This window comes from Streptomyces sp. bgisy130 (assembly GCF_057708345.1).
The window spans coordinates 1-23,858 of record NZ_JBYISA010000047.1; the positions used below are offsets into that span (position 1 = coordinate 1).

23 protein-coding genes are annotated in these 23,858 nt (G+C 70.0%); 6 read left to right on the top strand and 17 right to left on the bottom strand.

Translation table 11 applies throughout. The features are described 5' to 3' along the window. Positions 1–64 precede the first annotated feature (64 nt). From AC3EUV_RS34160 to AC3EUV_RS34170, 3 genes are read right to left on the bottom strand one after another with little or no spacing between them, the layout of a single operon-like run. Positions 65–424, bottom strand: coding sequence for a nucleotide pyrophosphohydrolase (locus AC3EUV_RS34160; protein ID WP_432142812.1), 360 nt, complete (start codon positions 422–424; stop codon positions 65–67). Continuing rightward, complete coding sequence (locus tag AC3EUV_RS34165; protein ID WP_432142813.1) at positions 421–1,875, bottom strand: biotin transporter BioY; 1,455 nt, start codon at positions 1,873–1,875, stop codon at positions 421–423. Before AC3EUV_RS34165 ends, AC3EUV_RS34160 begins: the two co-directional genes overlap by 4 nt. A gap of 55 nt (positions 1,876–1,930) precedes the next feature. Further along, complete coding sequence (locus AC3EUV_RS34170) at positions 1,931–2,320, bottom strand: cell division protein SepF (RefSeq protein ID WP_432142814.1); 390 nt, start codon at positions 2,318–2,320, stop codon at positions 1,931–1,933. A gap of 220 nt (positions 2,321–2,540) precedes the next feature. Here AC3EUV_RS34170 and AC3EUV_RS34175 point away from each other — a divergent pair, with 220 nt between their 5' ends. Next, complete coding sequence (locus AC3EUV_RS34175) at positions 2,541–3,698, top strand: magnesium and cobalt transport protein CorA (RefSeq protein ID WP_432142815.1); 1,158 nt, start codon at positions 2,541–2,543, stop codon at positions 3,696–3,698. A gap of 73 nt (positions 3,699–3,771) precedes the next feature. Here the strand turns inward: AC3EUV_RS34175 and AC3EUV_RS34180 are convergent, their stop codons facing one another. The 4 genes from AC3EUV_RS34180 to AC3EUV_RS34195 all read right to left on the bottom strand — a co-directional run bounded on the left by AC3EUV_RS34180 (position 3,772) and on the right by AC3EUV_RS34195 (position 8,692). After that, positions 3,772–4,851 (bottom strand): polyprenyl synthetase family protein, encoded by a 1,080-nt coding sequence (locus AC3EUV_RS34180; RefSeq protein ID WP_435604598.1) that lies wholly within the window; start codon positions 4,849–4,851, stop codon positions 3,772–3,774. Next, entirely contained in the window at positions 4,848–5,861 is a 1,014-nt protein-coding gene (locus AC3EUV_RS34185; RefSeq protein WP_435604599.1) for a terpene synthase family protein, read from the bottom strand. The genes AC3EUV_RS34180 and AC3EUV_RS34185 overlap by 4 nt, the downstream gene beginning before the upstream one ends. Before the next feature lie 68 nt (positions 5,862–5,929). Continuing rightward, positions 5,930–7,333 carry a cytochrome P450 gene (locus AC3EUV_RS34190; RefSeq protein ID WP_432142818.1) on the bottom strand — a complete coding sequence of 468 codons (1,404 nt, stop codon included), beginning with the start codon at positions 7,331–7,333 and terminating at the stop codon, positions 5,930–5,932. Between the two features lie 21 nt (positions 7,334–7,354). After that, a complete protein-coding gene (locus tag AC3EUV_RS34195; RefSeq protein WP_432142819.1) occupies positions 7,355–8,692 on the bottom strand; it encodes a cytochrome P450 in 1,338 nt (445 codons plus the stop codon). Positions 8,693–8,928: 236 nt separating this feature from the next. On the opposite strand from AC3EUV_RS34195, the gene AC3EUV_RS34200 reads away from it, so the two are divergent. Continuing rightward, positions 8,929–10,194, top strand: coding sequence for a glycosyltransferase (locus AC3EUV_RS34200; RefSeq protein WP_435604600.1), 1,266 nt, complete (start codon positions 8,929–8,931; stop codon positions 10,192–10,194). Between the two features lie 20 nt (positions 10,195–10,214). Here AC3EUV_RS34200 and AC3EUV_RS34205 read toward each other — a convergent pair whose 3' ends face one another. Together AC3EUV_RS34205 and AC3EUV_RS34210 are read right to left on the bottom strand one after the other, a co-directional pair. After that, positions 10,215–11,075, bottom strand: coding sequence for an ABC transporter permease (locus AC3EUV_RS34205; RefSeq protein WP_435604601.1), 861 nt, complete (start codon positions 11,073–11,075; stop codon positions 10,215–10,217). Continuing rightward, positions 11,035–12,153, bottom strand: a complete 1,119-nt coding sequence (locus AC3EUV_RS34210) for an ATP-binding cassette domain-containing protein (RefSeq protein ID WP_432142822.1) — start codon at positions 12,151–12,153, stop codon at positions 11,035–11,037. Before AC3EUV_RS34210 ends, AC3EUV_RS34205 begins: the two co-directional genes overlap by 41 nt. A gap of 486 nt (positions 12,154–12,639) precedes the next feature. Here AC3EUV_RS34210 and AC3EUV_RS34215 point away from each other — a divergent pair, with 486 nt between their 5' ends. Beyond that, positions 12,640–13,599: a hypothetical protein gene (locus AC3EUV_RS34215; protein ID WP_435604602.1), complete on the top strand. Its 960-nt coding sequence runs from the start codon at positions 12,640–12,642 to the stop codon at positions 13,597–13,599. Positions 13,600–13,640: 41 nt separating this feature from the next. After that, the gene (locus tag AC3EUV_RS34220) at positions 13,641–14,174 is read left to right on the top strand and encodes a hypothetical protein (protein ID WP_435604603.1); all 534 of its coding nucleotides are present in this window, start codon (positions 13,641–13,643) and stop codon (positions 14,172–14,174) included. Positions 14,175–14,207: 33 nt separating this feature from the next. Here AC3EUV_RS34220 and AC3EUV_RS34225 read toward each other — a convergent pair whose 3' ends face one another. Both AC3EUV_RS34225 and AC3EUV_RS34230 read right to left on the bottom strand, forming a co-directional pair. Further along, positions 14,208–15,416 carry a PP2C family protein-serine/threonine phosphatase gene (locus AC3EUV_RS34225; RefSeq protein WP_432142825.1) on the bottom strand — a complete coding sequence of 403 codons (1,209 nt, stop codon included), beginning with the start codon at positions 15,414–15,416 and terminating at the stop codon, positions 14,208–14,210. A 111-nt stretch (positions 15,417–15,527) separates the two neighbouring features. Beyond that, positions 15,528–16,346: an RNA polymerase sigma factor SigF gene (locus AC3EUV_RS34230; RefSeq protein WP_432142851.1), complete on the bottom strand. Its 819-nt coding sequence runs from the start codon at positions 16,344–16,346 to the stop codon at positions 15,528–15,530. Positions 16,347–16,697: 351 nt separating this feature from the next. Between AC3EUV_RS34230 and AC3EUV_RS34235 the strand changes: the two genes are divergently transcribed. Beyond that, positions 16,698–16,868, top strand: coding sequence for a hypothetical protein (locus AC3EUV_RS34235; RefSeq protein WP_042159693.1), 171 nt, complete (start codon positions 16,698–16,700; stop codon positions 16,866–16,868). Positions 16,869–17,099: 231 nt separating this feature from the next. On the opposite strand, the gene AC3EUV_RS34240 is transcribed toward AC3EUV_RS34235, so the two are convergent. Both AC3EUV_RS34240 and AC3EUV_RS34245 read right to left on the bottom strand, forming a co-directional pair. Continuing rightward, entirely contained in the window at positions 17,100–17,423 is a 324-nt protein-coding gene (locus AC3EUV_RS34240; RefSeq protein WP_435604604.1) for a hypothetical protein, read from the bottom strand. Then, positions 17,359–18,258, bottom strand: coding sequence for a SigB/SigF/SigG family RNA polymerase sigma factor (locus tag AC3EUV_RS34245; protein WP_435604605.1), 900 nt, complete (start codon positions 18,256–18,258; stop codon positions 17,359–17,361). Before AC3EUV_RS34245 ends, AC3EUV_RS34240 begins: the two co-directional genes overlap by 65 nt. A gap of 336 nt (positions 18,259–18,594) precedes the next feature. Between AC3EUV_RS34245 and AC3EUV_RS34250 the strand changes: the two genes are divergently transcribed. Beyond that, positions 18,595–18,921, top strand: coding sequence for an STAS domain-containing protein (locus tag AC3EUV_RS34250; protein WP_245698836.1), 327 nt, complete (start codon positions 18,595–18,597; stop codon positions 18,919–18,921). Positions 18,922–19,044: 123 nt separating this feature from the next. Here AC3EUV_RS34250 and AC3EUV_RS34255 read toward each other — a convergent pair whose 3' ends face one another. The 4 genes from AC3EUV_RS34255 to AC3EUV_RS34270 form a co-directional block, all read right to left on the bottom strand. After that, positions 19,045–19,593 (bottom strand): ferritin-like domain-containing protein, encoded by a 549-nt coding sequence (locus AC3EUV_RS34255; RefSeq protein WP_387235712.1) that lies wholly within the window; start codon positions 19,591–19,593, stop codon positions 19,045–19,047. A gap of 375 nt (positions 19,594–19,968) precedes the next feature. Next, on the bottom strand, positions 19,969–21,165 hold the full coding sequence (locus AC3EUV_RS34260) for a cobalamin B12-binding domain-containing protein (RefSeq protein WP_435604606.1): 1,197 nt from the start codon (positions 21,163–21,165) through the stop codon (positions 19,969–19,971). A 127-nt stretch (positions 21,166–21,292) separates the two neighbouring features. Then, a complete protein-coding gene (locus tag AC3EUV_RS34265; protein ID WP_432142829.1) occupies positions 21,293–22,975 on the bottom strand; it encodes a PP2C family protein-serine/threonine phosphatase in 1,683 nt (560 codons plus the stop codon). A 275-nt stretch (positions 22,976–23,250) separates the two neighbouring features. Next, on the bottom strand, positions 23,251–23,622 hold the full coding sequence (locus AC3EUV_RS34270) for an ATP-binding protein (protein WP_432142830.1): 372 nt from the start codon (positions 23,620–23,622) through the stop codon (positions 23,251–23,253). Between the last annotated feature and the right edge of the window lie 236 nt (positions 23,623–23,858).

Genomic DNA, 23,858 nt, shown 5'->3' on the forward strand with positions numbered 1-23,858 from the left:
CCCCCCCCCCTCCGCACCCCCGCCCCGCGTTCTCCGCTCCCCCGCGCCCTTCGCTCCCCCGCCTCTACTCCTCGCCGTCCCGCGGCCGGTCCGGGCGCGCCGAGCGGACCGCCGGGAAGCGCGACTCATTGCGCTCGATCTTCGCGGCGAGCGCCGCCAGGGCGTCGATCCCCAGCGCCTCGCAGAACTGGAGGAGATAGGCCAGCACATCAGCGACCTCGTCCTCGACCCGGGCGGCCTTCGCCGGGTTCGCCATCACCTTCGCCGACTCCTCGGGCGTCAACCACTGGAAGATCTCGACGAGTTCCGCGGCCTCGACGCTGAGCGCCGCGGCCAGGTTCTTGGGCGTGTGGTACTGCTGCCAGTCCCGCGCGGCCGCAAATTCGGCCAGTCGTCGCTGCAACGCATGAAGATCCTCGCTCATACCCCTAGGTGTAGCACCTGTACGCCGGGCAGCCCCTCGGCGACCGAGGGATCCCGTACCGTCCCGAGCAGCCGCACATGCCCGCGATCGGTCATCCGCAGGGCCAGCGACACCAGCTCGCGCGCCTGCCTGGGGTCCATACAGCGGTCCATCCCGTCCGCCATCACCGTCATCTGCTGATGAGCGGACGGCACCTCCCCGACCGGATCCATGGCCAGCACCTCCGGCCCGGTGAGCAGCACCAGCGCCAGCGCGAGAAACCGCAGCTCACCATCCCCGAGCTGCTCCACGGGCAGCTCGCCGAGCTCTCCCCGGTCGAGGACCGCCCGCACACCCGCCGCCCCCGCCCACGGCTCCGCCGCGCCACCCGGCCCGTACGGCACAGCGGCGGCGTCGGGCACTTTCCCCGTACCGTCCGCCGGCCGCGGCACCGCGCGCAGCCCCTCGACGGGACCGGCGCAGGCCTCCCGTACCGCCGCGACCAGCACCGCATGCCGTCGCGCACACTCCTGGCTCGTCCGCTCCAGCACCGCGGGCAGGTTGTCGCAGGAGGACCGCAGCCGCCCCTCGGCCCGCGCCCCCTCCGTATCGCGGCCCCAGCCGCCCGCCTCACCACCACTGCCCTTACGCTTCCGCGCCCCCGAGGCCCCGGCAGGCACCCAGGCCCCGGCAGCCGCTCCGGCCCCGCCCGGCTTCCCCGGCCCGCCCCGCACGCCCGCTTCACGGCCACCCCGCCGCACCCCGGCGCCACGCCCTGCACCACCGGACCCGTCCGCACCACATCCACCGTCCGGCCCGGCGCCCCCCGCACCGCCCGTCCCCACTCCCCGCATGGCCTCCGGCCGCGGGTCGCACACGAACGCCGACCGCAGCGCGACCACGACCTGTTCGGCCGCCGCGAGGACCAGCCGCTGCCCCGCCGTCTTACCCGCGACGCGCAAGGGCAGCAGTGAGGTGCCGAGCCGGTCGTCGGGCAGCGGGGCACGGGTCACCGGAGTCGCTCCCGCGGTGTGCCAGGCCGCCTGGACGGTGGGGCGGTCCGGGTCGGTGAGCGCGGTGGTCAGCAGGGTCTCGCCGCCACCGGTCAACCGCTCCCCGACGATGCGGAGTTCGGGCTCGGCCTGGACGGCGAGATCGAGGCTGACGGGGCCGGCCGGACCGTCGACCGTGCAGCCGATCCGGAACCCCCGCCGCCCCTGTGCATCGGGGCGCGCCCCCGCCGGTACACAGGCCGCGGGGCTGCCCGCCACCTCCCCCACGGCCCGTGCAAGCGACTCACCACTGCCGAGCCGGGCGAGGATCTCGTACGCCTGAAGCGCACTGGACTTGCCGCTTCCGCTCTCGCCGCTCAGCAGCGTCAGCCGGGTGAGCGGCAGGATGACGCCGCGATGGGTTTTGAAGGCGGACAGCCGTAATTCGGTCACCGCCGGCCGCACAGTCTCGGTATTCATGCGGGGACGCTATGCAGCGCCCCGACCGGAGAACCGTTACGCCCAACAGCTCTTCCTACGAACGGGGGACACCCCCGAGTGCCGATTCCGCAACCTCGGTGCCAACGGGGGCCAGCAGGAAGACATTGGTGTCGACCCGGTGCATCCCGCTGCCGAGCCCGAAGACGACTCCGCTGGAGAAGTCCAGAATGCGCTTGGCGACGTCGGTGTCGGCGCTGCTGAGGTCCAGCAGGACGGGGATCTGCGCCATCAAGTACTCGGCGACCTCGCGGGCGTCCGCGAAGGTCTGGACGCGGATGACGATGAACCGCCGCAGCTGCTCGGCCGGCTCCTCCTCGGGGAGGGCACGGTGGTCGGGCCAGGAAGGCCATTCGCTGCTGCTGCGGAGCGGGACGACCTCGGCGAGCCCTTCCCACTGCTCGTCGGTGGCATCGGGGCCGTTCACCGAATCACCTCACCCAGGGGAGCGCTGGCTGTCTGCGGTATCTGCATCGCACAATTCTAGAGATAGACATACAAAGCCCGGCGGACGCGACACACGCCGCGTCGCGTCCGGTTCCATCCTGCACCATGGCCGCTGACCTGTGCTGACATCCTCGGCAGATATCCTGCGTCGAGATTCTGTGTGCCCGTTCATCCCCCTTGTGACGGAGGTCCGTTCTGTCGTGAGCTCTGAGCCTCCCGGCCGTCGGCCGCGTGGACTGCGTGGCCTGCGCAAACCCGCGAGAAAGCGGCCCGCGGGACCGCCGCCCGCCGAGACCACGGACGACTCCGCCACACCGGAACCGCCGGCCGAAAACCCCAGCAGCGTCATCACCGCCGCCCTCTACCGCGACGGACACCGGGTCAGTACCCATGACACGCTCGCCGACGCCTTCCGTCAGCAGCGCGCCACCGCCGGCACCCTCGCCTGGATCGGCCTGCACCGCCCCACTCCCGCGGAACTGGTCACCCTGGCCTCGGAGTTCGACCTCCACCCGCTCTCCATCGAAGACGCCCTGGAGGCGCACCAGCGGCCCAAGCTGGAGCGCTATGGCGGCACCCTCTTCGTCGTGCTGCGCGCCGCGCGCTACCTCGACGACCCCGAGGAGGTCGACTTCGGCGAGCTGCACGTCTTCGTCGGACGGGACTTCGTGATCACCGTGCGGCACGGCGGCGCCCCCGACCTCTCGGCCGTACGCCAGCGGATGGAGGACACGCCCGAGCTCCTCAAGCGCGGCCCCGAAGCCGTCCTCTACGCGATCCTCGACGCCGTCGTCGACGGCTACGCACCGGTCGTCGACGGTGTCCAGATCGATATCGACGAGATCGAGACCGAGGTCTTCGGCGGCGACCCCCGGGTTTCCCGCCGTATCTATGAACTCTCCCGTGAGGTGGTCGAGTTCCAGCGGGCCACCCGCCCGTTGAACGGGATGCTGGAGAGCCTGACCGCGGGCTTCGAGAAGTACGCCATCGATGAGGAGCTGCGCCGCTATCTGCGCGATGTGGCCGACCACGTACTCCACACCACGGAGCGGGTGGACGGCTTCCGGCAGGCCCTTCAGGACATCCTCACCGTCAACGCGACCCTGGTGAACCAGCAGCAGAACGCCGAGATGCGCGCCCTGGCCGAGGCCGGCTTCGAGCAGAACGAGGAGGTCAAGAAGATCTCGGCGTGGGCGGCGATCCTCTTCGCGCCGACCCTGGTCGGGACCATCTACGGCATGAACTTCGATCACATGCCGGAGCTGCACTGGGTGTTCGGATACCCCCTCGCCATCGTCCTGATGGCGGTCGTCTGCACCAGTTTGTACATCATTTTCAAGCGGCGTCGCTGGCTCTGAGCAACCACTGCCGTGAGGCTTCGGCCGGTGCCCCCACTGGCCCCGGCCGATGCTCAGTGGCCCCCGGGGGTGTTCAGACGTCCCGGCAGGTGATCAGGTCGGCGAGCGCGGTGAGGGCGCGGGTGCCGTCCGGGGTGAGGCCGGCGGTGGACAGCCGGGTGACCGCCGCGGTCCGCTGCCGCTCGGCCTCCTCCTGGGCCCAGCGTCTGCCGCCGGCCTCCTCGATCAGCCGGGCAGCCGTACGGATCTCGTCGTCGCCCAGCGGCTCCGTACGGTGGTAGAGCGCGGCGAGCCGCTCGCCGGCCGGGGTGCCGCCGGCCAGGGCCGCGACGACGGGCAGGCTCTTCTTCCGCGAGCGGAGGTCCGAGCCGACGGGCTTGCCGGTGACGGCGGTGTCGCCCCAGATGCCCAGCAGGTCGTCGACGAGTTGGAAGGCTAGCCCGAGGTGCCGTCCGAACTGCCGTAGGGCGTCGACCCGTTCGGCCTCGGCACGGGCGGCGAGGGCGCCGAGCGCGCAGGCCGCGGCGAGCAGGGACGCCGTCTTGCCGGCCGCCATCTCCAGGCATTCGTACAGGCCGACGTCCGCCCGGGTCTCGAAGGCGAGATCGGCGCCCTGCCCGGCGACCAGTGCGAGCAGGGCCCCGGAGAGTTCCCGTACGGCCTCGAGGCACCCCTGGGGGAACCGGTGGGCGAGGGTGTCGACAGCGACGGCCAGGAGGGCGTCACCCGCCAGGATCGCCTGTGTGGTGCCGAACAGCGACCACGCCGTACTACGGCCCCGGCGCAGCAGATCGCCGTCCATGAGGTCGTCGTGCACGACCGAGAAGTTGTGGACGAGTTCCACCGCCGCGGCGGGGGCCACCGCTTCCTCGGCCGCCGCCCCGAGGGCCTGGGCCGCGGCCAGCACCAGGGCCGCGCGTACGCCCTTTCCGCCCTCCCCGTTCGCCGGCCGGCCGCACTCGTCCGCCCAGCCGAAGTGGTAGCCGGCCACCGAGCGGACCGGTTCGGCGAGGCGGTCCACGGCTTTGCGGAGTTCCGGTTCGGTCAGTTCCCGGGCCGTTTTGAGGAGGTGCCAGGCATCGGGGGCGGCGGAATTCCCGAGGGCGGGGGCGCCGGGCCGCGCGAGTGCCGGTCTTTCCCCTGCCGTGGTCACCGTGCCACCTTCATGAGACTCGCCTCCAGGTACTCTTCCGGCCGTATTTCCTCGTCGCCTTCGACGGGGCGATAGCGCTTGGTGCTCCTGGACCAGTCGAGATTTCCGCGTATCCAGGTCCGCATGCCCGCGAGGACGGGGACCAGCACCGCGTGGTGCTCGGGGCAGACCGCCAGGAGTTCCCGCTCCTTTTCGAGAAACAGCATGGTCTCGGTCGAGGTGGCGGCGCAGACATGGTCCAGGGCCCGGGGTGTGTCGAATCCTCGGTGGTGTTCGACGATATGGACCAGATTGTGGACCTCGCCCAGTGCGCGCTCCTTTTCGAGCGAGTACACGTCGTTGGTCCAGCACACGACGTTGCATGCGGCGTCGAGCGCGGCCCGGAACGGCGCACCGGTATAGACGGAATCGGGGATATCGATGCGCTCGACGATGTCGATGAGGTCCATGCAGACATAGATCGCACCGGTGTGCCGGCGCATTTCGATATAGGTCTCCTCGTCCGGCACCGCGCCCGCGACCCGGTTACCGGCCTCCCAGGTGGCGGCCACGGTGAGGCAGTCGTCCAGGTGCTGGACGAACCGGCGGCGCCAATGCGCGGTGGCGTGCGGTGCCGTGCGCAGCCAGAGATCGGCGAGTGCGGAGACCGCCACCGGGCCGTCCCGGTCGGCCGCGGCCGCCGCCCCGTGATCCGGGCTCTCCAGGACCGCCCGCATTCCGTCCACGATGTCCCGGGCCCGTTCGGGGCTGCGCCCGATGCTTCCGTCGTCCAACTGGTCGTCGACGAGAAAGAACCAGGCGAACCAGTCCGCCATGAGGTTCAGCCGAGTGGCGTCCGCGGTGGGATACACCATGGCCGCGAACCAGCCGAAGTCCGCTTTCACAAAGCGCTTTCGGGCGGCTTCCCGCTCTATCAGCCCGATGCGTTGCGTCCAGTCCGTCAGATGCTCACGGGCCTCTTCGACATGGGGGCTGATCCGGTAGGGAAAGGGGTGGAAAATATCCGGCACGGGTGTCTCCGCTGTCTCCGCTGTCTTCGCCGGTGTCGCGGTCGGCGCACCGCGCCTGGTGTTCCGGTTCATCCGCGGGGCTCCGGCCGCAAGTGCACTCCGCCTTTGGGATGCAGGGTGATCAGGGCCTCCGGGTGCACCTCGGGGGCGCCTTCGGGCATGACCAGCCGGTGGTTCCGGGCCACGGTGGCGAGGACGAGGGTGAGTTCGGTCAGTGCGAAGTGCTTGCCGATACAGATGCGGTGGCCGCTGCCGAACGGTATGTAGACGTGCTTGGGGCGCTGGGCGACCTGCTCGGGAGTGAAACGCTCGGGTTCAAAACGCTCGGGGTCTTCCCAGAAATCCGGGTGCCGGTGCAGGAAATAGCTGTTGATGAGGACATTGGTGCCGGCCGGCATCCGGTAGCCGGCGATCTCGTCCTCTTCCCGCGCCCGGCGCATGAACTGATACGCCGGGGAATAGATGCGCAGCGTCTCTTCGACGACCATGCGGGTGTACACCAGCTTCGGCAGATCCTCGAAGGCCGGCACCCGGCCGCCCAGCACCTCGTCGACCTCGGCATGCAGCCGCGCCTCGATCTCGGGGTGCCGGGCGAGCAGATAGAACGCCCACGACAGGGTGTTGGTGGTCGTTTCGTAGGCGCCGATGCAGATGTTCAGGACCTCGTGGTGCAGTTGCTCCAGGTCCATTCCCCTGCCGTCCTCCTCGTCCACGGAGTGCAGCAGAAGGGTCAGCAGATCGGTTTCCTCGCCGGTGGCGACCGCGTCGTTCAGCCGCTTCTTGATGAAGCCGGAGACGAATGCGTCCATACCGTCGATCGCCCGGCGCAGCCGCCGGTGGCTGGAAGTCGGGACGCTGAGCGGAGGGAACGGGAAGCGGAAGAAGGCGCCGAGGATGCTGTTCGCCTCGCCGAAGGACCGCTCGAAAGCCTGGGCCGCGGCCCCCACATCGGCGCTGAAGAGCGATCGGTTCACGATACGGAGCGCCAACTGGCCTATTTCGTCGGTGATATCGAGGGTGTCACCGGCGGCGGTGCGGGGTTCCCAGCGCTCCAGCATCTGCACGGTCTCGTCCGTCATGTTGCGGGCGAACGCGCTGACCGTGCGCGGGGTGAAATGCGGGGCCATCATGCGGCGCTGGCGGCGCCACAGTGCCATATCGGCATTGGCGATCAGGCCGTTGCGCAGGACCGGACGGACCACCTTGAAAATGGCGGCGTCCTTGTCGTACTGCTCGCCCTTGTCGACCAGGATGTGCCGGATGTGGTCCGGGTGGTTGACCATGACCATGGGGAGGCCGAGCGGGCGGAACCGGAAGATGTCTCCGTGCCGCGCCAGCCCGTCGCCGAGAAAGGCGAGCTGGTCACGTTTGAAGGCCAGCGTTCCGCCGATACCGTCCCGCGCCGTGACCGTGGGAATCTCTTTGAGGGAAGGCGTCCGGCGCGCGGCGCGGGTACGCGGAGTCAGGGGCATTCATGACCTCTTTGCGATGCGTCAGCGACGGTGCAGCCGGAGGTGTATGCCGCCCTTGGGATGCAAGGTGATCAGCGGCGCGAAACCCACGGGGGCCTGGCCCTCCGGCCGGGAGAGGTGGAAGCTCTGGGCGAGCATGGCCGTGATGATGTGCAGTTCGGTCAGCGCGAAATGCTTGCCGAGGCAGTGGCGGGGCCCGCTTCCGAACGGCTGATAGACGTGACGCGGACGCCGGGCGATTTCCTCCGGGGTGAACCGCTCGGGATCGAACCGGGTCGGGTCCGGCCAGAAATCGGGATGCCGGTGGAAGGTGAAGAGATTCAGATAGACATCGGTTCCGCGGGGAATCCGGTAGCCGCCGATGACATCGTCGTCGACGGCGTGCCGCATGGTCTGCCACGCCGGGGTGAACAAGCGCAGCGTCTCGTCGATCACCATGCGGGTGTAGGTCAGCCGGGGCAGATCATCGAGGGTGGGGACGCGTCCGTCCAGCACGCTGTCCACCTCGTCATGCACCCGGCGCTGGATGTCCGGGTACGCGGCGAGCTGGTAGAAGATCCAGGAGATGGAATTGCTGGAGGTTTCGTACCCGGCGATGATCATTGCCAGGATCTCATTGGCCAATTGCTCATGGGTGAGCCCGGTGCCGGTCTCCTCGTCCATCGCGTTGAGCAGCAGCGTGAACAGGTCGGGCTTCTCGCTCTCCCGGGCCAGGCGCGCATCGATGAGATACGCAATGAATCCGTCCATCTCCCGGATCAGCTGCCGCAGCCGGTTCCGGGACGGCGAGTACCAGGACAACGGCGGGAAGGGGAACCGGAAGAAGTCCCCCGCGATGGCGTTCACTTCCAGGAAGTCCCGCTCGAAACGCCGGCCGCGGTCATCCGCGTCGACACCGAACAGCGCGCGCAGCACGATCCGCAGCGCGAGATTCGCGACCTCGGTCGTGACATCGACCACCGCGCCCCGGCCGGCCGGCTCTTCCCACTGGCGCAACAGGTCGCCGGTCAGATCGCTGATGTTCGTGGTGAAGTCGGCGACGCTGGAACGGCCGAAGGAGGGCTGCATGATCCGGCGGTGCCGGCGCCATGGCTCGCCGCCCTTGTTCGCGATGAGTCCCTCGCGCAGCACGGTCCGGGTGGCGCGATAGAGAAAGTTGTCCTTGTCGTAGTTCTGGTGGTTGTCGACCAGGACATGCTGGAGATAGTCGGGGTGATTGACCATCACCGTGGGCAGACCACCCAGGCGCATATGGAAGATATCGCCATGGGTACGCACCGAGCGCACCAGGAACGCCAGTTGATCGCGCCGCATTTCCGCCAGCCCCACGAGATTCTCGCGCAGGCTCAGTCGCGGCACGGGCCGTGGCGGGTTCTTTCCGTCGGGTGAGGCTAATCGGGCAGAAACAGTGGACACGGAAGATCCTTGGAAGTCAGGAGCTGGTGCCGAACGTCTCCGAAAGCTAGCCACCCAAGATTTTGTTTCGTTATCGATCGGCTTCCGGAATCCGCAGGCCGCGGCCGGCTCTCCGACCGTCCGAAATCACCACCGGGAAACCGCTCCTGGCCCACCGGACCAGACCCTACGATGCCGCCATGACAGTCCTCATTGTTGCCACCGGCACCCAGGGCGATATCGCACCCTTCCTCGGTCTCGCCACCCGGCTGAAAGCAGCCGGACACGCCGTAGCCCTCGCCACCTACGAGGCATTCGCCGAACAAGTCCGCCGGAACGACTGTGAATTCCGTCCCCTGCCGGGCGATCCCCGCGCCCTGGGCGTCGCCGAACAAGGCCGGCTGAAGAAAGCGGGGATCGGCGACTCACTCCGCGCAGGCGTATGGCTGAAGAAGATACGCCGGCATCTGGAAGATCTCGGTGACGGTTTGATAGCCGCCGCCGAGAAGAACACCGACGTGCTGCTGTGCAGCGGCCTGACCATGTTTCACGGCTACCACCTGGCGAAAGCCTGCGGAATTCCCAGCATGGGACTGGGACTTCAGCCGCTGCACCCCACAGGGGACTTCCCTCCACCGATCGGCGTGCCTTCCCTGGGCGCCTGGGCCAATCGCTCCCTGGGGAAGCTGATGTTCGCCACCGGGCTGACCCCTTGGTCGAGCTCGCCGGAATTCTGCAAGAAAATCGGCGTGCCCCCGATGAACACCGCGGAGACCTTCCGCCGTACGACCGAGGAACGCTGGCCCATCCACTACGGCTTCAGCCCGACCGTGGTCCCCCGCCCCGCCGACTGGCGCCCCGGGGTGGAGGTGGTCGGCTACTGGTGGCCACCCGAGCAGGCCGCCTGGCAACCGCCCCAGGAATTACTGGACTTCCTCGACGACGGCCCCGCCCCCGTACGCATCGGCCTGGGCAGCGTGGGCGACCCCCGCGACGCGGAGCGGATCGGCGAGCTGGTCGTCGACGCGCTGCGCCGGGCACGGGTGCGGGGCGTCGTCCAGACCGGCTGGGCCGGACTGGACGCCAGGGACGACGCCGTCCGCACCATCGGCGACGCACCGCACGACTGGCTGTTCCCGCGGATGGCCGCGGTGGTGCACCACATGGGCGCCGGCACTACCGGCGCGGGCCTGCGCGCCGGAGTCCCCGCGGTGGGCCTGCCGGCCTTCGGCGACGCCCCCTTCTGGGCTCGCCGCGTCGTGGCGATGGGCGCCGGCCCCGGTTTCCTGCCGCTCGGCACCCTGCACGCCGGCCGCCTCGCCGAACTGATCCGTACGGCCGTCGACCAGCCACGGTACGCGCAACGCAGCCGGCTGCTGGCGGCCCGGCTCGCCCAGGAGGACGGCGCCGGACGCACCGTCGAGGCGGTGGAACGGCTGCTCAACTCCGGGCGGGGGATGTCGTAGGGACGCCCACCGGCACCACGTCACCGGGCCAGCCGCCCCAGGAGCGACGAGGCGGCGGCGATGCCGAGTGCGGCGGCGGCCACCAGGACGGTGTAGTCGAGGGCCAGGTGGGCGTGGGTGCCCAGGAGGAGGCCGCGGAGGGCGTCGACCTGGTAGCTGAGGGGGTTGATCATGCTCACGGTCTGGAGCCAGCCGGGCATGATCGCCACCGGGTAGAGGGCGTTGGAGGCGAAGAAGAGCGGCATGGTGATGGCCTGGCCGATGCCCATCAGGCGGTCCCGGGTGAGGACGATCCCGGCGATCGTCATGGACAGACAGGAGAAGAAGGCCGAGCCGAGGACCACCGCGACGGCAACGGCGAGCAGCCGGAGGGGGTTCCAGGTCATGGCCACACCGAGCAGTGCGGCGATGAGGATCACCACCACGGCCTGGATGAGCGCCTTCACGCCCGCGGCGAAGGCCTTCCCGGCGATCAGCGCGGACCGCGGGGTCGGGGTGACCAGCAGTTTGGTGAGGATGCCGGCGTCCCGCTCCCAGATGATCATGATGCCGTAGAAGATCGCGATGAACATGGCGGACTGGGCGATGATGCCGGGCGCCAGATAGTCGATGTACGGGGTGCCGCCGGTCGGGATGGCCTGGAGGCGGGTGAAGGTCTCGCCGAACACCAGGAGCCACAGGGCGGGCTGGACGGCGCGGGTGTACAGCTCGGTGCGGTCGTGGCGCAGCTTTTGCAGTTCGACCACGCACATCGCGACGACGCGGGCGGTCAGCACCCGCCAGCCGGTGCGGGCGCGCGGCGGGACCAGCAGCAGGTCCAGCCCGGGGCCGGTGGCGGTGTCAGCCGACCCGGTTGGCGGTGCGGCGGGTGCTTCGGACATCGCGGAAGTCTCCTGACTGCTCGTCGAGGCCGCTGCCGGCGACGTCCCGGAAGACGTCCTCCAGGGTCGGCGCGGTGTCGGACGGGCGCGCTGGGACCGACGAGGGAGGGGAGGGGGAGGCAGGGGCCGCGGGGGCGGCCGGGGCGGAGGCGTCCGGAGCGCCTGCCGGGGTGGAGGTGTCCGGGGTGCCTGCCGAGGTGGAGGCGTCCGCCGCACCGGCCGGGGTGTGCGGCGCCGGATGACGGGCCGCCGAGGTCCGCGCCGCGGCGCGCCGGCGGGCCCGGAGGGCGGACCGCAGCTCCTCAGGGGTGCCGAGGGCACGGATCCGGCCCTGGTGCATCAGGGCGAGGCGGTCGCAGTATTGGTCGGCCTCGTCCATGTAGTGCGTGGTCACCAGGACGGTCATGCCGGTGGCGGCCCGTACGGCGTTGATGTGTTCCCAGACGCTGGTACGGGCGATCGGGTCGAGGCCGATCGTGGGCTCGTCGAGCATCAGCAGCCGGGGCGCGCTGACCAGGGCCTGGGCGAGTTCGAGGCGGCGGATCATGCCGCCGGAGTACGTCTTGGCGAGCCGGCCGGCCGCGTCGGTGAGGCCGACCGCCGCCAGCGCCTGGGTGACGCGGGCGGCGCGCTCGCGGCGGGAGACGTCGAAGACCCGGGCGAACAGCGCGACGTTCTCCCGGCCGGTCAGCCCGGCGTCCGCGGACAGCTGCTGCGGGACGTACCCCAGCAGCCGGCGCACCGCCATCCGCTCCTTCGCCGCGTCATGCCCGAAGACCCGCACCATGCCGGCCGGGACGGGCAGGAGGGTGGTGATACAGCGGATCGCGGTGGTCTTGCCCGCGCCGTTCGGGCCGAGCAGGCCGAAGACCTCACCGGTGCGGACGGAGAGGTCGACGCCGTCCACGGCCTTGGTCTCGCCGAAGGCGTAGCGCAGCGCATGGCAGGTCACGGCATCGGGGAGGGGCGCGTGCGGGCCGGGGGCGCCGGGAGCGGGCGCGGCCGGGGTGTGCGGTGGCCCGTCCGGCGCCGCCGGTCCGGTGAGCCGTCCCCGCCCTCGCTCGTCGTCGGTGGTCATGGGCCCTCCGGATCAGCCGCGGGACACCGGCCCGTCCCTGGTCGGGCGGGTCGGGAACCCCCTGCGGGCATGTTCCGATTTTAGGTCCGAGGGGGCGCCGGAGACCGGACGCGCGCGGCGCGGGGTATCGAACGGCCCACCCGGGCGGCCCGCGCGTCACCGCCGCCGGGCTGGCGCCGCCGCCCCACCGGTCCCGTCGCGAAGCAGCCCGGCGCGCGCGAGCTCAGCTCGCCTCCGGAGGAGGAGTCGGGGTCGGCGCCCCCGCCGGCGGCGCGATTCAGCAGCGCAGGCAGGAAGGTGATCAGCACACCGTTCAGGAAACAGAACCTCCGAGAGATCCCCGCGCCGCCGCCGATCCACCCAACTGCCGTGCTGCACAACGCTCTTGACAGCTCCTTGTGGCGGGAGAAGCCTGTCCCTTTCGGCAGTTGCCGGATGTCGGGGGATACCGGGGGAATCGGGGGACTCATGGTGAGGTACACGTCTGTGCACAGGACGGCGGGAGCGGGCCGGGCCACCGCGCTCGGAGCGGCGGCCCTCGCGCTGGCGCTGCCGCTGACGGCCTGTTCGGCGGGCGGCGGAAGCGTGGCTCCGACGGGTGGATCGAGTAGTTCGGCGGCCGGTTCGGCGCCGTCCCCCAGCCAGTCACCGACCGTCGACCCCGCCGCCTACCGTCATGCGCTGACCGGCGCCCTCCGGCCGCTCGACAGCGCGCTGCGCACGGTCGACGGCGCGCGCGAGGGCGGTGCGCTGAACAAGGCGCTGGACGGCGCCGCGGGCCAGGCCGAGACCGCCGCCGATGCCCTGGAGACGGTCGCCGCACCGGACAACGCCCTCTCGGGCAACAGTCAACTCGCCACCGCCTTACGGGCCCTGGGGCAGGATCTGCGCAGCGCCCGCGGCAGCGGCGGCCGCTGCGCCACCTCACCCCGTGTCGAACTCGACACGGCCCACGGCCCGCAGAGCGTCAAGGAGGCCGCCCGCGCGCTCAAGGCCCTCGGCTATGACACCTCGCTGCGGCTGCCCCGTACGGAGCGGGCCCGGCACCGGCGGCTGGCGAACGGCGCGTTCGTGCGCGACGGCGGCCGGGGCGGACTGGGCCGGCTGACCGTCAACAACGGCACGAGCTCCGATGCGGTGGTGACCCTGACCCGCGGCACCCGCACGGCGTTCTCCGTGTACGTCCGCAAGGGCTCGAAGGCGACCGTCCGCAGCGTCAACAGCGGTGCGTACACGGTGTACTTCACCACCGGCGAGGACTGGAACGGCCGGCAGCGCTCCTTCACCCGCGGGTGCAGCTTCGAGAAGTTCGACGACAAGGCGAACTTCCGGACGGTGCGGGTGTCCGGCGGGACGCAGTACACGGTGCTGACCTTCACCCTGAACAAGGTGTTCGGCGGCAACGCCGCCACGAGCACGGTGCCGCCGGGCGAATTCCCGTCATAGCGGCGGCCGGTGCGCCGGAGCGGCTCGGTAAGGTGCGTCACGTGGGCGACAGCACGGTATGGACTCTGGCGATCGCGGCGGTGACCGGCGGCACGGCGGTGCTCGCCAGTTGGGTGACCAGCCGCGGCAGCGCGCGGGCCGCCAGGATCCAGGCCGAGACCGCCGCGCGCTCGCAGCGTGCCGAGCGGCTGCGGGAGAGCCGCCGTACCGCCTATCTGGATCTGATCGAACAGACCCACCGGATGGGCGAGTTGTTCTGGGAGATCTCCACCGTGCTGCGGCTCCCCCGCTCCGATGCCCGTACCTCCGCACTCGGCGAACTCCGGAACCGGGAGGTCGCCGAGTACGCCAAGATCCGCCGCTGCGCCCGGGTCGTCGAACTGGAGGGCCCGTCCTTGGCCGCCGCCGCGGCCCTCGCCCTCCAGAAGACCACCCGCCCGTTCTACGCCGCCCTCAGCGCCGACTTGGCCGGCGACCCCGACGGCCAGGATTCCTTCGACGCCGCCTACCACCCCTTCTGGAAAGCCCTGGAGGAGTTCGTGGACGCGGCGCGGGACGCCCACCAGACCGACTGACGCGGGTCGCCACGGACGCCGCCGACGGCTCGCCTACTCCCCGCCACCGCCGCCGTCAGGTGCCAGGGCGAGCAGGGCGACATCGTCATGGAAGACGCGGGTGTGGCGCGGCAGATCGGTGTTGAGGAAGTCGATGACATCGGCGGGGCCGGGGGCGGGCCGGTCGCCGAAGCGGTCACGGAGGCGGTCGAGGAGCGGGTAGAAGGCACCGTCCTGGTCGCGGGCCTCGATCACGCCGTCGGTGCACAGAAGAAGGACATCACCGCGGGTGAAGGGGTGCGTGTAGGCGACGGGCTCCTCGTCGGCCAGGGCTCCCAGGCCGAGCGGAAGCGCGGGCGGCCCGATCAGGGGCGTCACCTCGCCACCGGAGATCAGGAGCGGCTCGATGTGCCCATGGTTGACGATCGTCACCCGGTGGGCGGCGGCGTCGTACTCGATCAGAGCGGCGGTGACGAACAGCTCCTCGTCGGGCAGCTCTTCGGCCTCACGGGCCATGCGCCGCTCCATACGGGCCGCGACGGCCGGCAGATCCCCCGGCTCATGGACGGCCTCGCGGAAGCTGCCGAGGATATCGGCGACCGTGCGGACGGCCTGGAGTCCCTTGCCGCGGACGTCACCGATGATGGCGCGTTCACCGGCCGGGGTGGCCCGGAGGTCGTAGAGGTCACCACCGACCATGGTGCCGACCTCCCCGGACCGGTACAGCCCGGCCGCGAGGAGGCGGCCGACCCGGTGCGGCACCGGCCGCAGCAGGGTCCGCATCAGGGCCTCGGCGACCGAGTGGGCGCGCACCAGATACTGCTCCTGGCGCCGGCGGTGGGCGGCCAGCGCCACCCCGAGCACACCGACCAGACCGGTGGCGACATACGCGGCGACATGGTGGTTCTCCCACAACATATGGACGTTGTGGCCGGTACAGCACGGGGTACCGGCCAGCACGCCCTCCAGCCCCACCGCGAAGACCGTGGCCGCCGCGACCAGCACCGGGCCGAGGGAGTAGGCGGCGATCACCGGCAGGGCGATGAGCAGGAAGCTCACCGCCCACGGTGTGGGGGTGACGGTTTCCAGCAGCAGGACGAACGCCACATAGGCGAGCGGCAGCCAGCGCATCCACGCGGGCGGACGGGGCACCTCGAAGCCCTTGCTGTCCACGTCCTCCGCAAGCCGCCCGGCCGTACGGCCGCGGCCCGGTCGCCGGTCACGGCCGGACCGCCCGGCGGTCCACTCACCCGATCCGTCCACACGGGCTCCCCACACGACCGTGACCAAGAGTCACAGCCTGACGCGCCCGAACAGACCGGCCCGCTCATTAGGCCGTCAGCGGCATGTCCCCCGCTCCCCCACGGGGCGGTCTCAGCGTTCGGTGAGCATCCCGGCGCGGAGCTTCGACAGGGTGCGGGTGAGCAGCCGGGAGACATGCATCTGGGAGACGCCGAGCTCATCGCCGATCTGCGACTGGGTCATCTCCTGGCCGAAGCGCAGCTCGATGAGGCGCCGTTCCCGTGCGTCGAGGGTGTCGAGCAGCGGCCCCAGCACCTGGAAGTCCTCGACGGCCTCCAGCGCCGGGTCGTTCTCCCCGAGGACGTCGACGAGGGTGCGGCGCTGCTCCGACGGGTCGGGGTCGGCGGGGGTGTCGAGCGAACCGGCGGTGTAGCCGTTGGCGGCGACGATGCCCTCGATCACCTCGTCCTCCGACAGGTTGAGGTGGGCGGCCAGTTCGCGGACGGTGGGGTCGCGGTCGAGCTTGGCGGCGAGGTGCTCCTTGGCCTTGGCCAGGTCGCTGCGGAGCTCCTGGAGGCGGCGGGGCACATGGACGGCCCAGCCGGTGTCACGGAAGAACCGCTTGATCTCACCCAGGATGTAGGGGACGGCAAAGGTGGAGAACTCCACCTCACGCGTGAGGTCGAACCGGTCGATGGCCTTGATCAGACCGATGGTGCCCACCTGGATGACGTCTTCCATGTCGTCGCCGCGGTTGCGGTAGCGGCGGGCGACATAGCGCACCATCGACATATTCATCTCGATGAGGGTGTTCCGCGCGTACTGGTACTCGTGCGTGCCCTCTTCAAGGACCTGAAGCCGCTCGAAGAACTGCTTGGACAGCTCCCTGGCGTCCCGAGGTGCCACCTTCTGTGGTTGCGGCACCTCAGGCAGTGCAGAAGCAGGGGTCATCTGTCGCTGCTCGGTGGTGGTCTCGCTCACGATGGTGGTCATCTCGCCCTCCCGCGCGCCCGGCACCTGCGGACGCTTCAGCGGCGCGCCTACCCCGATCTCTCCAGGGCATGCCTGCGAAACGGAGACGGGTGCAACCGCACTCCGTTCGGCGGCAGTTGTGAGACATACGGGAGAGCTACAAGGTCGCTTTCCATGACAGGAACCTCGTATGCCCCAAAGCCCCCGCACGGTAACGGATTTCCGGGGGTAATGCGCGTCAGGGGGCCAGCGGTTGCCCGGCTTTTATCCGAAGAAACGTTGTGTGTGACTCGAATGCATGGGCACACGAGGTCTCGGAGGTTGATAGCTATGGTTCCCCTGCTTCTCGTCCTTCTGCTCGCACTGCTGCTTTTCGGTGCCGGATTCGCATTGAAGGCGCTCTGGTACGTGGCGGTGGCCGTACTCATCATCTGGGCGCTGGGATTCGTCCTGCGCTCCGCGGGCGCCGGCGGCAAGCGCGGCCGGTGGTACCGCTGGTAGCCGCCGCAGCCCGGATATCCGGGGTGGGTCGACAACGCCGTGTTGTCGGCCCACCCCGATTTTCCGGTTCCGGATTTTTCTGTATCCGCTGACGCATCATCACCAAGTGCGGGGAAACACGGGAAGTACGGCCCGGGGCGTGCGCTGTTCCCGCAGGGGACTCACCTCCATCGCAGTGTGCGCTCCGGGTCGCCATACGTTCCCAAGGGATAACCGGACACCGCCCGGCTTTCACCGGCCGACATGGTGCCGGAGGACATCACAGGTGTACTGGAACTCCTCCATCAGCCGCGCGGCCTCGATGACCAGCACTCCAGAGGGGCGGCCGGGGTCCGCGAGCGGAAGCTCCCCCCGCTCCGCCTCCTCGGCCAGCCGCCGGCGGTAGCCCTGTACCTCGTCGGCCAGTTGGCACAGCTCGGGTGCCTGGTCGCCGAGCCGGTCCTCGTCGAGGTCGGCGAAGACACGGGTGATCCGGGAGAGGGATTCGGGGTCACTTGTGGCCGAGCATGCCCCTGCGCAGCTGCTGGATGATGCGGGCGAGCAGTCGGGAGACATGCATCTGGGAGATACCGAGCACCGCGCCGATCTGGGCCTGGGTCATCTCCCGGTCGAAGCGCAGATGAACGATCAGCCGGTCGCGTTCGTTGAGCTGTTGCAGGAGCGAGGCCAGGGCGTGCCGGTCCTCGACGTGCTCCGTGGCGGGGTCGGTGGCGCCGAGAAGGTCGGCGAAGACGGGCCCGCCGCCGCCCGGTGCCGTCGACTCGCTGTCGCCGGAGAGGTGCAGCGAGACGGCCGTGTAGCCGTTGCCGGCCACAATGCCCTCGATGATCTCCTCTTCCGTGAGCTCCAGATGCCCGGCGAGCTCTTTGACGGTGGGTTCGCGGTCCAGGGAGGTGGACAGCTGCTCCATGGCCTGGGCCAGGTCGATGCGGAGTTCCTGGAGACGGCGCGGGACATGGACGGCCCAGCTGGTGTCGCGGAAGAACCGCTTGATCTCCCCGAGAATATGGGGGATGGCGAAGGCCGCGAACTCCGTTCGGCGGGAGAGGTCGTACCGGTCGATGGCCTTGATGAGGCCGATGGTGCCGACCTGGACGATGTCCTCCATCTGGTCACGGTGGCTTCGGTACCGCGAGGCCACATAGCGCACCAGCGACAGGTTCATCTCGACGAGCGTATTGCGGGCGTACTGATACTCGGGGGTGCCCTCTTCGAGTTCCGCGAGCCGCTCGAAGAACAGCGGCGACAGCGCCTTGGCGTCCTGCGGAGCCACCCGCCCGGCATCCTCGACGCGCGAAAGCGTGGTGGAATTTCTTCCGGCCCGCGGTGACGACTCGTCATGGGGCCCCGGCAGTTGTGTGTCACATACGTCCTCGAAAACCGTGTTCATGCTCCACCTCCGGGATTCAGGTCGTTTGAGCAGCCCTGTTGCCCGGTGCCGGGTTCCTTATGCGTTTCGGTGGAACAATCACCCCGCTGAGTGGCGCAGCCGGTGGACCGCAGAGGTCCGTCCACGGAATTCTGAATCATTCATGAGAAATGTGGCCGGTCTCGCACCACACTCCGGACGAGAACGAGGGCGCCGGTGCGCGGAAGCACTTCGCCGACCTGCGACGGGGGCCATACGAGGGACAGTCTTTGGACTGGCCAAAGAAGAGACTGTCTAGAACCTGTGCGCGAAAAGCATGACATGCTGTCGCCCATGTACGTTCATACACCGGCTGTGGTGACCCATGCTGTCGAGGACGAGGTCTTTGTCGTCCGCGTCAGCGGGTCCCTCGATCACGACAGCGCCCCTCTCCTGGAAGAGGCCTGCGCGCTGGCGGAGGATTCCGGCGCTCCACGTACCGTCGTCGATCTGTCGCTCACCGACTTCGCCGACTCCACGGTGCTGCATGTCCTGCTCGCCGCCCAGCGTGCCCACCACCGGCAGCAGCGCACGCTGATCGTCGCCGGCCCGTTCCACGAGGTCGTCCGCCGGCTCTTCGATGTCACCGGCACCGCCGGGTACTTCACGCTGGCCGACGACATGCTCGGCGCGCTGGGCTCCTGAGGGCCCGCGCCCGGCTCACCCCACTCCGGGCGGGCCCCGGCGGGGACGCCCACCACCGGGCGGCACCGGGCAGCATCGCCGCCGACCACCGCGATCAGGCCAATCCCGCCGGAACGGCGCGCGTCAGTCGGTCTTCTTGTCCTGCGGAATGCGTTCCAGCAGCCCTCGCAGATCGTCGGCGTGCTCTTCCTCCTGCGCGAGCAGGTCTTCGAATACCCGGCGCGTGGTCGGGTCGCCGTCACCGAGCCACTTCGCGATTTCCGTGTACGAGGCGATGGCCACGCGTTCGGCCACCAGATCTTCCTTGATCATGTCCACCAGGTCGTCGCTGGCGTCGTAACCGGCGTGCGCCCGCTGCGTCAGGGTTTCCGGGTTGAAGTCGGGCCGGCCGCCGAGCTGCACGATGCGCTGCGCCACCTTGTCCGCGTGCTGCTGCTCCTGTGCGGCATGTTCCAGAAACTCCGCGGCGACCGGTTCCGAATAGAGACCGGAAGCGGTGTAGTAATGCCGCTTGTACCGCAGGGTGCACACGATTTCCGTGGCCAGCGCCTCGTTCAGCACCTGAAGGACGCGCTCCAGATCGGCTCCGTACGCTTCGGTGACCGGTCCCTTTTCCATCTCGCGGCGGGCGCGCTCGCGGAGGGTGGTGATGTCGGTGAGAAAGTCAGCCACGGTTTCCTGCCCTTCAGTTCTCCTGGGGTGGACAGCGCTTCGCTCCAGGAATGTGCGCCCAGTCGGCACCGCCGGTCAGTATGCCCCGCCATCGGGCCGGCGACGGACACCATTCCGTTAGCAGTGTGGCGTTTCGACTCCGCCCATGAAGTCGTCCAGGCTCGTTGTCGCGCGAAATGCCCGCACCGTGCTTGTTGAACAGATAGACGGAGTCGAACAGTTCGCCATAGAAGTTCGCCATGGATATCGAGCTGGAGCTGTCCGGCGGCTCCGTTTGACGCGCGTAGGCCGGTAGCGGAGCCGGGAAGCGTCAGCCCGTAGTGGAGCCACTCCGTCCGGGCGGGGCAGTGAGGGGCCCGAGGGTGCCCGTCACCGTCAGAAGGTGATCCAGAGCGGGTGGCCAGGGCTGATGTCGGAGCCGGGGCCGGTGTCGGAGCCGATGGAGCCGGGGCCGGCGTCCGTGCCGGTCTCGGTGTCGGCGTCCGTGCCGGTTTCGGTGTCGGCGTCCGGGCCCGCGTCGAGGGTGCGGCGCGCATGGCCGATGATCCGCCGCGCCCGCGGGAAGTCCGTCAGCTGTGCTGCGAGGGCGTCCAGGGTCGGGTGCAGGGAGTGCGCGGGGACGCCGCGGGTGGTGAGGATCGCCCCGGTCCAGGTGAGGAAGCCGGTGAACAGTTCGTCGTCATCCGTGTAGAGCGCGGTGGCGAGGAAGTCGGTGATGTGCGCGAGGTCTTCCGCGGTGTGCTGCCGCTGCCGGTCGGAGTAGTCGCGCAGCGCGGGAAAGCGCTCCTCCAGCTGCGCGAGGGTCTCCTTGACCAGTTGCGGGGCGGTGCGTGCCACCAGGGAGTACTCCTGGTCGGACAGGTGCGGCAGGTCGTCGACGGGCTGGTGCCCGAGCGCGGGGGCCCGGGTGTGCGGCATGCCCCGGGAGAGGAAGTCGGCGGCGGTGCGGGCGTCCGGCGCCCAGGCGTCGGCGCCGAGGAGCCGGGCGTAGCGGCCGTCGGGACCGAACGCGGCGCCGCCCACCAGGACGGGCACGCCCGCGGCCTGGCAGGCGGTGATCGCCGCGTGCGCGGTGGGCAGCCGGGTGGCGATCGAGCTGGACAGCGCGACGGCCTGCGGACCGGTCTGGTGCAGATGGGCGATCAGATGAGGTGCGGGCACTTGGGCGCCGAGGAAATCGACCTGCCAGCCGCGCAGCCGCAACACCTCGGCGAGGAGGCGGGCGGGTAGCGCATGCCACTCACCGTCGACGCAGGCCACCGTGATGCGGCCCCGCTCCGCTGTGGCCGCGGGCGGCCGGTGGTGTGCGAGCGCCGCGATGACCCGGTCGTTGATGGCGGTGGCGGCGTGCTCCTGCGCCACCGTCATCTTGTTGGCCGCCCAGTGCTCACCGACCCGCTGCTGGACGGGCGCGATGATGTCGAGCAGCACGTCCTCCGGCGGAACACCGGCGTCGACCGCGTCGAACACCCCGCGGACGGCGGCGTGTTCATCCACCGTCACCACGGCGTCCCACAGCTGGTCGACGTAGGCGGCCAGGCTTTCCGTCATCGCAACAGGCGAAGTGGTCATGACGCACGCCTACCCGGCAGCCGTCCACCCATGGACCCCGAACGCGCACGGCGGGACGGAACGGCCCCTACCCCTCCTTCCCGCCAGTCAGCGGTCATCGGCACACCCCCCATGGAAGCAACAGTTCTCACGCCGTGTACCTGCCCCGGGTGTGGCCGTCCACCGCGCTGAGGTGCGCATGGTGGGGCGCGGTGATGGCGACCACGGCCATGTCGTCATGCCGGCCGGCCCCCACCCACTGGGCGGCGAGCATCCGGATCCGCTCCACTACCGCTTCGGCGGGCAACCCCGCACACTCGCTCAGCGCGGTCCGCAGCCGTGCCTCGCCGAAGAGCTCATCGCCCAGCGGCCCGCCCATCGCTTCGGTGATCCCGTCGGTGTACAGCAGGCACGACTCCCCGGGCGCGAGATCGAGCGCGGCCGTCGTGGAGGTCACCTCCGGCAGCGCGCCTACGAGGGAACCGCGGGTGGCGGCTTCCTCCACCCGGCCGTCGGCGCGGACGACCAGCGGCGCGGGGTGCCCGGCACTGGTCACCCGCAGCCGGACGGTGCCGCCCCGCCGCGCCACCGAGGCCAGGACCAGGGTGGCGAACCGGGTGTGGTCGGAATCGAGCAGCGCACCGTTGAGCAGCCGCAGCACCCGCTGGTGATCGGTGGCCAGCGGCAGCAGGGCGTGCAGAGTGTTGCGGATCTTGCCGGTCTGGACCGCGGCCTCCAGCCCCTTGCCGCATACGTCCCCGAGGACGACGAGCGACTCCTCGTCGGGCCCGGCCCCCGCGTGCACGTCGTAGAAGTCGCCCCCCACGCGGTCGGTGTCGTTCGAGGCCCGGTAGCCGCCGGCCAACTCCACTCCGCTGAGCTGCTGGAGTCGGGGCGGCAACAGCTCCCGCATCAGCGTCCGGGTGATGGCCGCCTGTTCCGCGTAGAGCCGCGCGGCGGACATGGCCGCTCCGGCGCGGGCGGCGAACAGCCGGGCGAAGGTCTCTTCGCTCTCGTCGAATGCGGCGTGACCGGAACGCCTCATCAGGATCAGCGCGCCGGCCGCCACGCCGTGCCCCGGGAGCGGGGTGACCGCCACCGAGCCGATCTCCCCCAGCGCGGACGGCCGCACCCAGTCCGGCACGGCCGCCGGGTCTATCCAGCGCGAGGGCACGGGAGGAAACCCCTTCAGGGCTTCGGCCAGTCCCGGCACGGAGGCGGGATCGGCGACAACCTTGTCACGCACCACCCGCCCGTCCGGCCCGCAGAAGCTCATCGCCAGCCACCGTCCGGAGGGCGGGGCGACCACGACGGCGGCGTCCGCCAGATACTGCGTGGCGAGCCGGGCCGTGACCTCCATGCACCGGTCGGCATTCAGGGAGGCGAGAAGCTCCGTCGACGCCTGGGCGAGAAACGTGGTGCGCTCACGCTCGGCACACAGGGCGTCCTCCGCCGACCGGCGGGCGGTGTCATCGGCCAGCCACCACACCACGTCGCCGTTCTCCGCACGACTCGGACGGGCCTCGAAGCTCCGCCCCCCGACGGGCCCGCGCACCGGGTCCTCGTCGTCGAACCGCAGGGAGTCGGTGCAGCGCCGATGGGCGTCGGTGAAGCACCGATGGGCGTCGGCGAGCCAGGAGACCAGGACGTCGTCGCACGCTACGCCCGCCTTGGCGGCCGGAAAGAGCAGCACGGCGGCGTCATTGACCGCACACACGAGCCCGGACGGGCTGATGACGACTACGGGGTGGGGGGCGGACTGCCAAGCGGCACCGGCATCGACACCGGTCACCGGCGCGGTGACAACGGATACGTCGGAACTCTTCACCACGCAAGGCTCACTGAGTGCACCCCATCACCCCACAAAAACGGCAGAGACCATTCCCCTTCGGCAACCATCCCGCACGGAGACCTGGGATGGCAATCGTCGCCGGGGCGACGGGGAGGAGTGTGGCTGACCGGAGTGGGGGTGGGGGCCGGATTGAGGTGGGGGCGGTTTGGGGTGGGGGCCGGTTTGGAGTGGAGGTTGAGGCGGCCCGCGACTCACGCCACCGGGAACAGCACCAACCGCGCCAACAACAGAAGGCGCGGACCCGGGGAACCGCCTCAAAGGGGCAATATCACGCGAATGGTCTTGCCGGTCACGGTCGCGGTGATCTCGACGCTGCGCGCCAGCCGTTGTATCAGGGGCCAGCCGTAGCCACCCGTGGCGCCGGAGTCACGACCGGGAGTGCGCGGGGAAGCGGCGGTGGGGCAGTGCGCGCTGCCGTCCTCGACCGCCACTTCCAGACACCCCTCGACGACCCGCGCGGTGAACCCGGTGAGCCCGCCCCCGTGCCGTTGGGCATTGGTGACCAGTTCCGTGGTCACCAAAAGGGCATCGACAAGGGCCAGGTCATCGACCGGGCTGCCTATCTTGTGCAGCAAGTCGTGCACAAAGTTACGCGCCTCGGCTGCTCTTACAGGTACTCCCTGCATCACACCATTCCACCCCAATGCGCCCGAACCGTCGCAGCGACGCCGCCACCCTCCGGGCAGGCATGGCCGGCCGGGGCACTTCCTTCTCGCTCGGCAGGACGGTAATACTCTCAGGCCCCATTACGGACGCCACAGCGGGTGAACTCTCAGCCGGCGGGGCTGCCGCGCATGACGCACAGAAGACGCGGCTTACGACGGGACCGCACTCCGAGCCGCCCCCATCAACCCACCAGCCT

Bases quoted from the DNA above. Each gene is read 5' to 3' on its own strand.
- AC3EUV_RS34160 (WP_432142812.1), bottom strand. From the start codon at position 424: ATGAGCGAGGATCTTCATGCGTTGCAGCGACGACTGGCCGAATTTGCG.
- AC3EUV_RS34165 (WP_432142813.1), bottom strand. From the start codon at position 1,875: ATGAATACCGAGACTGTGCGGCCGGCGGTGACCGAATTACGGCTGTCC.
- AC3EUV_RS34190 (WP_432142818.1), bottom strand. From the start codon at position 7,333: ATGCCCCTGACTCCGCGTACCCGCGCCGCGCGCCGGACGCCTTCCCTC.
- AC3EUV_RS34200 (WP_435604600.1), top strand. From the start codon at position 8,929: ATGACAGTCCTCATTGTTGCCACCGGCACCCAGGGCGATATCGCACCC.
- AC3EUV_RS34205 (WP_435604601.1), bottom strand. From the start codon at position 11,075: ATGTCCGAAGCACCCGCCGCACCGCCAACCGGGTCGGCTGACACCGCC.
- AC3EUV_RS34210 (WP_432142822.1), bottom strand. From the start codon at position 12,153: ATGACCACCGACGACGAGCGAGGGCGGGGACGGCTCACCGGACCGGCG.
- AC3EUV_RS34230 (WP_432142851.1), bottom strand. From the start codon at position 16,346: ATGACCCCTGCTTCTGCACTGCCTGAGGTGCCGCAACCACAGAAGGTG.
- AC3EUV_RS34235 (WP_042159693.1), top strand. From the start codon at position 16,698: ATGGTTCCCCTGCTTCTCGTCCTTCTGCTCGCACTGCTGCTTTTCGGT.
- AC3EUV_RS34240 (WP_435604604.1), bottom strand. From the start codon at position 17,423: ATGTCTCCCGACTGCTCGCCCGCATCATCCAGCAGCTGCGCAGGGGCA.
- AC3EUV_RS34245 (WP_435604605.1), bottom strand. From the start codon at position 18,258: ATGAACACGGTTTTCGAGGACGTATGTGACACACAACTGCCGGGGCCC.
- AC3EUV_RS34260 (WP_435604606.1), bottom strand. From the start codon at position 21,165: ATGACCACTTCGCCTGTTGCGATGACGGAAAGCCTGGCCGCCTACGTC.
- AC3EUV_RS34270 (WP_432142830.1), bottom strand. From the start codon at position 23,622: ATGCAGGGAGTACCTGTAAGAGCAGCCGAGGCGCGTAACTTTGTGCAC.